Source organism: Micromonospora sp. C81 (assembly GCF_018070425.1).
Taxonomy (GTDB): Bacteria; Actinomycetota; Actinomycetes; order Mycobacteriales; family Micromonosporaceae; genus Micromonospora; species Micromonospora zamorensis.
Window position 1 is genome coordinate 290,265 of the sequence record NZ_JAGPXS010000008.1, and the last position, 6,453, is coordinate 296,717.

General features: G+C 71.4%; 6 protein-coding genes. 4 read left to right on the forward strand and 2 right to left on the reverse strand.

The features are described 5' to 3' along the window. Positions 1 to 145: 145 nt before the first annotated feature. Positions 146 to 775 (reverse strand): hypothetical protein, encoded by a 630-nt coding sequence (locus KBX46_RS16500; RefSeq protein WP_210793153.1) that lies wholly within the window; start codon positions 773 to 775, stop codon positions 146 to 148. A 130-nt stretch (positions 776 to 905) separates the two neighbouring features. On the opposite strand from KBX46_RS16500, the gene trmB reads away from it, so the two are divergent. Then, the gene (gene trmB, locus KBX46_RS16505; protein WP_374224979.1) at positions 906 to 1,613 is read left to right on the forward strand and encodes a tRNA (guanosine(46)-N7)-methyltransferase TrmB; all 708 of its coding nucleotides are present in this window, start codon (positions 906 to 908) and stop codon (positions 1,611 to 1,613) included. A 103-nt stretch (positions 1,614 to 1,716) separates the two neighbouring features. Continuing rightward, positions 1,717 to 4,230, forward strand: coding sequence for an RNA helicase (locus KBX46_RS16510; RefSeq protein ID WP_210793140.1), 2,514 nt, complete (start codon positions 1,717 to 1,719; stop codon positions 4,228 to 4,230). Between the two features lie 9 nt (positions 4,231 to 4,239). Here the strand turns inward: KBX46_RS16510 and KBX46_RS16515 are convergent, their stop codons facing one another. Next, entirely contained in the window at positions 4,240 to 4,959 is a 720-nt protein-coding gene (locus KBX46_RS16515; protein WP_210793141.1) for an MBL fold metallo-hydrolase, read from the reverse strand. Positions 4,960 to 5,071: 112 nt separating this feature from the next. Between KBX46_RS16515 and KBX46_RS16520 the strand changes: the two genes are divergently transcribed. Both KBX46_RS16520 and KBX46_RS16525 read left to right on the forward strand, forming a co-directional pair. After that, positions 5,072 to 5,650 carry a TetR/AcrR family transcriptional regulator gene (locus tag KBX46_RS16520; RefSeq protein WP_210793142.1) on the forward strand — a complete coding sequence of 193 codons (579 nt, stop codon included), beginning with the start codon at positions 5,072 to 5,074 and terminating at the stop codon, positions 5,648 to 5,650. Positions 5,651 to 5,775: 125 nt separating this feature from the next. Beyond that, positions 5,776 to 6,420, forward strand: a complete 645-nt coding sequence (locus KBX46_RS16525) for a hypothetical protein (RefSeq protein WP_088947271.1) — start codon at positions 5,776 to 5,778, stop codon at positions 6,418 to 6,420. Positions 6,421 to 6,453 lie beyond the last annotated feature (33 nt).

Consider the following 6,453-nt stretch of genomic DNA (forward strand, 5'->3'; position numbering starts at 1 on the left):
AGACCGGCCGGCACCGGGAGGCGGACGCCCACCGAGAGACGGGCGCGGACTGGGAGACGGGCGCGGACCGGACGGCGAGCCGGAAGCGCCGGGCTGGCGGGGACCGGCCGGCGGCGACGGGGGGCGGAAGATCGCCATGGCAGGCTCAGCGCCGCGTAGCGCCGTGGACCGGGCGCGGCCGGCGCAGCGCCGTCACGGCGAGGATCAACCCGGTGATGGTCAGTGCCGCGCCACCGGGCAGCAGCAGCTTGCCGGTCATCCCGCCGGCGCCCCCGCCGAAGCCGGTGGCCGGGCCGCGACTGGGCTGGGACGGCACCTTCTTGACCACCTGGAGCATGGTCGAGGCGGTTTCGCCGTCACGGCACTCCAACTTGACCCGGTAGTTGCCGGGGCGAGTGCGATCGCGCACCATCGGCGCGGCGGTCAGCACCCCGCGCTGCGGCTGCACGCCGACCGCGCCGAAGGCGTCGGAGACGACTGTGGCGCCCACCGAGTTGTCCCGACAACTGGCGCGGATGCCGACCAGGTAGCCGGGCTGCACCGTGCTGGGGCTCACCTCGACGAAGATGTCCACCGGCGATGGCTGGGACGTGCCACCCGGCGGGCCTTCGGGCTGCGGCGCGGGAGCGGCGAGCACCCGAGCAACGGGCGCAGGAGCGGCGAGCATCGAGGCGACCGGTGCCGGAGCGGCGAGCGCGGGAGCGGCGGCCAGCAGGGGCCCGACGAGCACGGCCAGCACCGACAGGGTCACGCCGCCACGGGTCACTGTCACGATGCCCCCTCTCGACGCCGCGCGGCCGTGTCGGGCAGCGGAGCACCCGACCTGCCGTACCAGTTGGATCCTCTCATTTCCGGTCGCACATCACACCCGATCCGTCGTCGGCGTCGCGTACGCTCGTCTCGCTGTGACCGCCACCGACCATGACCCCGCCGTCCCGCCCGCGAGCCGGACGATCCGCACGTTCCACCCCCGCAGGGGTCGGATGAGCGACCGGCAGACCCATGCGCTGGGCCGGCTCTGGCCCGCGTACGGCCTGGATGTGCCGGACGGACAAGTCGTGCCCGTCGACCTGGCCGACCTGTTCGGTCGCCGGGCGCCGGTGGTGCTGGAGATCGGCTCGGGCATGGGCGACAGCACCGCCGCGATGGCTGCCGCCGACCCGGATCGAGATTATCTGGCGGTCGAGGTGCACACGCCGGGAATCGCCAACCTGCTCGACCTGGTGGAGCGCGGTGGCCTACGCAACGTACGGGTGGCGGAGGGCGACGCGTTGTCCCTGGTCAACGGCTTACCCGAGGGCGTGCTGGACGCCGTGCACATCTTCTTTCCCGACCCGTGGCCGAAGACCCGCCACCACAAGCGGCGGATCATCCAGCCGGCGCACGTGGCGCTGCTGCGGTCCCGACTGCGGCCCGGCGGCACGTTGCACTGCGCGACCGACTGGGCCGAGTACGCCGAGTCGATGCGGGAGACCCTGGAGGCGGACCCGGGGCTGGTGGACACGTACGGCGGCTTCGCGCCGCGTCCGGCGCACCGGCCGGTGACGAAGTTCGAGCGGCGGGCGATCACGGCCGGCCGGCCGGTCGCCGACCTGATCTACCGCCGACGGTGACGGGCCGGCCCGGACCGGCGGCCGGGGCCCACCGCCCCGGACGGGGGTCCGGCGGACACCGGGTTGGCGTAGCGGGGCATGATCCAGGCACCATGGACAGGCTATGACGCTCACCGCCGCGCTTCCGAGAAGCGCCGACCCCGACACCCTCTTCGACGCGTTCGCCGGTTGGGCGAAGGAGCGCGGCCTCGACCTCTACCCCCATCAGGAGGAGGCGGTCATCGAGATCGTCTCCGGCGCCAACCTGATCATGAACACCCCGACCGGCTCGGGTAAGAGCCTGGTGGCCATCGCCGCGCACTTCGCGGCGCTCGCGGACAGCCGGACGACCTTCTACACCGCGCCGATCAAGGCGCTGGTGTCAGAGAAGTTCTTCGCGCTCTGCGAGGTCTTCGGCGCCGAGAACGTCGGCATGCTCACCGGCGACGCCAGCGTCAACGCCGATGCCCCGATCATCTGCTGCACGGCGGAGATCCTGGCGAACCTGGCGCTGCGCGAGGGTGTGAAGGCCGACGTCGGCCAGGTGGTCATGGACGAGTTCCACTTCTACGCCGAGCCCGACCGGGGTTGGGCGTGGCAGGTGCCGATCATCGAGCTGCCGCAGGCCCAGTTCATCCTGATGTCCGCCACTCTGGGGGACACCACCCGGTTCGTCGACGACCTGACGCGGCGCACCGGGCGGCCGACCGCCGTCGTGCGCTCGGCGGAGCGGCCGGTCCCGCTCATCTTCTCGTACGCGATGACGCCGCTGCACGAGACACTTGAGGAGCTGCTGGAGACCAAGCAGGCCCCGGTGTACGTGGTGCACTTCACCCAGGCCGCCGCACTGGAACGCGCTCAGGCGCTGACCAGCGTCAACGTCTGCACCCGCGCCGAGAAGGACATGATCGCCGAGGCGATCGGTGGTTTCCGGTTCACCGCCGGCTTCGGCAAGACGCTCTCCCGGCTGGTCCGGCACGGCATCGGCGTGCACCACGCCGGCATGCTGCCCAAGTACCGCCGACTGGTGGAGACCCTCGCCCAGGCCGGCCTGCTCAAGGTCATCTGCGGCACCGACACTCTCGGCGTCGGCATCAACGTGCCGATCCGCACCGTGCTGTTCACCGGCCTGTCGAAGTACGACGGGGTCCGCACCCGGCTGCTCAAGAACCGGGAGTTCCACCAGATCGCCGGGCGGGCCGGCCGGGCCGGCTACGACACCATCGGCCGGGTCGTGGTGCAGGCCCCCGAGCACGTCATCGACAACGAGAAGGCCCTCGCCAAGGCCGGCGACGACCCGAAGAAGCGGCGCAAGGTGGTCCGCAAGAAGCCGCCGGAGGGCTCGATCGGCTGGGGCCAGCCCACCTTCGACCGGCTGGTCGACGCCGAGCCGGAGCCGCTGACCTCCAGCTTCCAGGTCAGCCACTCGATGCTGCTCAACGTCATCGGCCGGCCCGGGGACGCGTTCACCGCGATGCGGCACCTGCTCACCGACAACCACGAGGAACCTGCCGCCCAGCGCCGGCACATCCGCCGGGCCATCGCCATCTACCGGGCGCTGCGCGCCGGTGGGGTGGTCGAGGAGCTGCCCGAGCCGGACGAGACCGGCCGGCGGATCCGGCTCACCGTCGACCTCCAGCTCGACTTCGCCCTCAACCAGCCGCTCTCGCCCCTGGCCCTGGCCACTATCGAGCTGCTCGACGCCGAGTCCCCGTCGTACGCGCTCGACGTGCTGAGCGTGGTCGAGTCGATCCTCGACGACCCCCGGCAGATCCTGTCCGCGCAGCAGTTCAAGGCGCGCGGCGAGGCGGTCGCCGCGATGAAGGCAGAGGGCATCGAGTACGAGGCCCGCATCGAACTGCTCGACGACGTGACCCACCCGAAGCCCCTCGCGGAGCTGCTGGAAGCCGCGTACGAGATGTACCGGCAGGGCCACCCCTGGGTCGCCGACCACCAGCTCTCCCCCAAGGCCGTCGTCCGCGACATGTTCGAGCGGGCCATGACCTTCACCGAGTACGTGCAGTTCTACGGGCTGACCCGCTCGGAAGGCCTGGTCCTGCGCTACCTGGCCGACGCGTACAAGACGTTGCGGCAGACCGTGCCCGAGGACGCCAAGACCGAGGAGCTGATCGACCTCATCGAGTGGTTGGGCGAGCTGGTCCGCCAGGTCGACTCCAGCCTCATCGACGAGTGGGAGCGGCTGCGCAACCCGTCCGACGTGGCGGAGGTGGCCCTGGCGCACGCCGCGCTGACCGACCGGCCGCCGGCGGTGACCCGCAACGCGCGGGCGTTCCGGGTGCTGGTGCGCAACGCGCTGTTCCGCCGCGTCGAGCTGGCCGCGCTGCGCCGCTGGGACCTGCTCGCCGAGTTGGACGCCGAGGACGGCTGGGACTACGACGCGTGGGCCGACGCGCTCGCGCCGTACTTCCAGGAGTACGACTCGATCGGCGTCGGGCCGGACGCCCGGGGGCCGGCACTGCTCATGATCGAGCAGGGACGGGAGCGGTGGACCGTCCGGCAGAGCTTCGACGACCCCAACGGCGACCACGACTGGGGCATCAGCGCCGAGATCGACCTGGTGGCCTCCGACGAGGTCGGCGCCGCGGTCGTCCGGATCACGGACGTCGGCCAGCTCTGACGCCTGCCATCACCCGGCCTGGGCGGCAGCCTTGATCCGGCGCACCGCCTCAGCGGCACCCTCGCTCCAGGGGGTGCCGTGGCCGGGGAGGATCCACGTCGCGCGCAGGTCCTCGATGCGGGCCAGCGAGGCGAGTGCCAGGGCCGGGTCGTCGGTGAACGGCGCCGGCTGCGGGCCCGACCGACCGGTCAGAACGTGTCGGGTGGTGAGCGCGTCGCCGACGAACACGGCGTCGGCGATCGGCACATGCACGGCGATGCTGCCCGGCGAGTGGCCGGGCATCCCGATGACGCGCGGAGCGCCGGGCAGGCCGAGCACCTGACCGTCCCGCACGGTGATCACCTCGCTGAGGTACGTCGTGCGCAGCCCACCCTTGCGGCCCGCGTACATCAGGAAGCTGGCCACGGCACCCACCTTGAAGGTCCCGAAGGGCGCCTTGGACTTGACTTCGCCGCGGGCTCGGGCGGCGTCCGCCTCGTGCACGTAGACCGGTACGCCATGGTCGCGCCGGAGCCGCTCGGCGAAGCCGATGTGGTCGGTGTCGCCGTGGGTGAGGATCAGACCTCGGACGTCGGCGAGCGAGCGACCCATGGCGGACAACTCCGCCAGCAGCTCCGGCCAGTGACCGGAGAGGCCGGCGTCCATGACGGTCACGCCTTCATCGGTCTCGACGAGGTACGCGGCGACGATGTCGTTGCCGATGCGGTGCAGGTGCGGCCCGAGCTTCATGACTTCCTCCGAGGTGATGTCGTTCCCTGATAGCTACGATACATAGCCATGATGCCTAAGGGCCATAGCTATGATGGGTGACGAACGTCGCCCACCCCCGGAAGGACACCGCATGCCGACTCCCGACCGGACGTCCCTCGCCGACATCGTCGCGGCCGCCCGCCAGATCCTCGAGTCCGAAGGGCTTCCGGGCCTGACCATGCAGGCGGTCGCCCAGCGGGTCGGCGTCCGCGCCCCCTCGCTGTACAAACGGGTCCGGAACCGCGACGACCTCATCCGGCTCGTCACCGAAGCAGCCGTGCACGACCTCGGCGAGCAGCTCGGCGCCGTAGCCGGCAGCGGCGATCCGGGCCGAGACCTCGCCGAGCTGGCCCACGCCTTCCGCGCGTTCGCCCACGCCCAACCCGCGGGCTACCACCTGATCTTCGCCACCGGCCCCGCAGACACCAGGCCCAGCCTCGACATCCTCACCCGGGCGAGCGCCCCCGCCCTGCGCCTCGCCGCGGAACTCGCCGGGCCCGAGCACGCCCTGTCGGCCGCGCGCATGTTCACCGCCTGGGCGAACGGCTTCATCAGCATGGAACTGGCGGGTGCCTTCAACCTCGGTGGCGACCTCGACGAGGCCTTCGCGTTCGGGATCGACCGCCTGACCGCCGCCCTGACGACCCTGGACACACCCCGCGCCGGGTGAGTGCCGGCCGGCAGCGCAGGTCCTCCGGAAACCGCACATCTCCGGACCCCGGATTCGCTGGGCGATGTCAGACCCGTCGATTAGAATGTATGTACTAATCGAGTTCCTGACCTGGGAGGACGCTCGTGACAGTGCCCGCCTCCACGCCCCTCACCCCCTACGCCACACTGCTCGGTTTCACCCGCTACGTCGACCGCACCGGCCCCACCAAGGCGACCTTCGTGGGCGGGCTGCGCAAGCAGCGCGCCAGCAGGTCCGGCTTCAACCCGCACGGCCAGTTCGTCAAGGCGCTCAAGGCCGACATCGCCTTCCACACCGGGGGCACGCACCTGACCGGCGTGGTCGACGTGGTCAAGCCACGCTGGCGCCCGCTCTACCAGGCGCTCGTCCCCGGCGCCACGGCCTGGTTGCACTCCCTCGGCGATCCGGCAGCCGTCGACCTCGCCCAGACCCGCGATGCCCTGGCGATGCTGGGTGACCTACCCGTCAAGATCAACCCCCACTTCGGCGTACGCCACGCCGACGGCCGCGCCGAAGCGGTCCGGTTGCACTTCGACGAGGCCCCACCGAGTGAGGAATCGGTGCTCGCCACCCTGCACCTGATGGCCCGACACATGGACGCGGTTCTCCCCCACGCAGAGCCGATCCTGGTCGACATCCGTCGCGGCCAGGCCCACCGCATGCCCAGCGACGCCAAGCCCGACCAGATCGAGCGCTGGCTGTCCGGCGAAGCCGCCGCCTTCCGCGCCATCTGGTCCACCGCCGCCTAAACCCCGCCCCGCCCTCACCACACCCCCCAACCC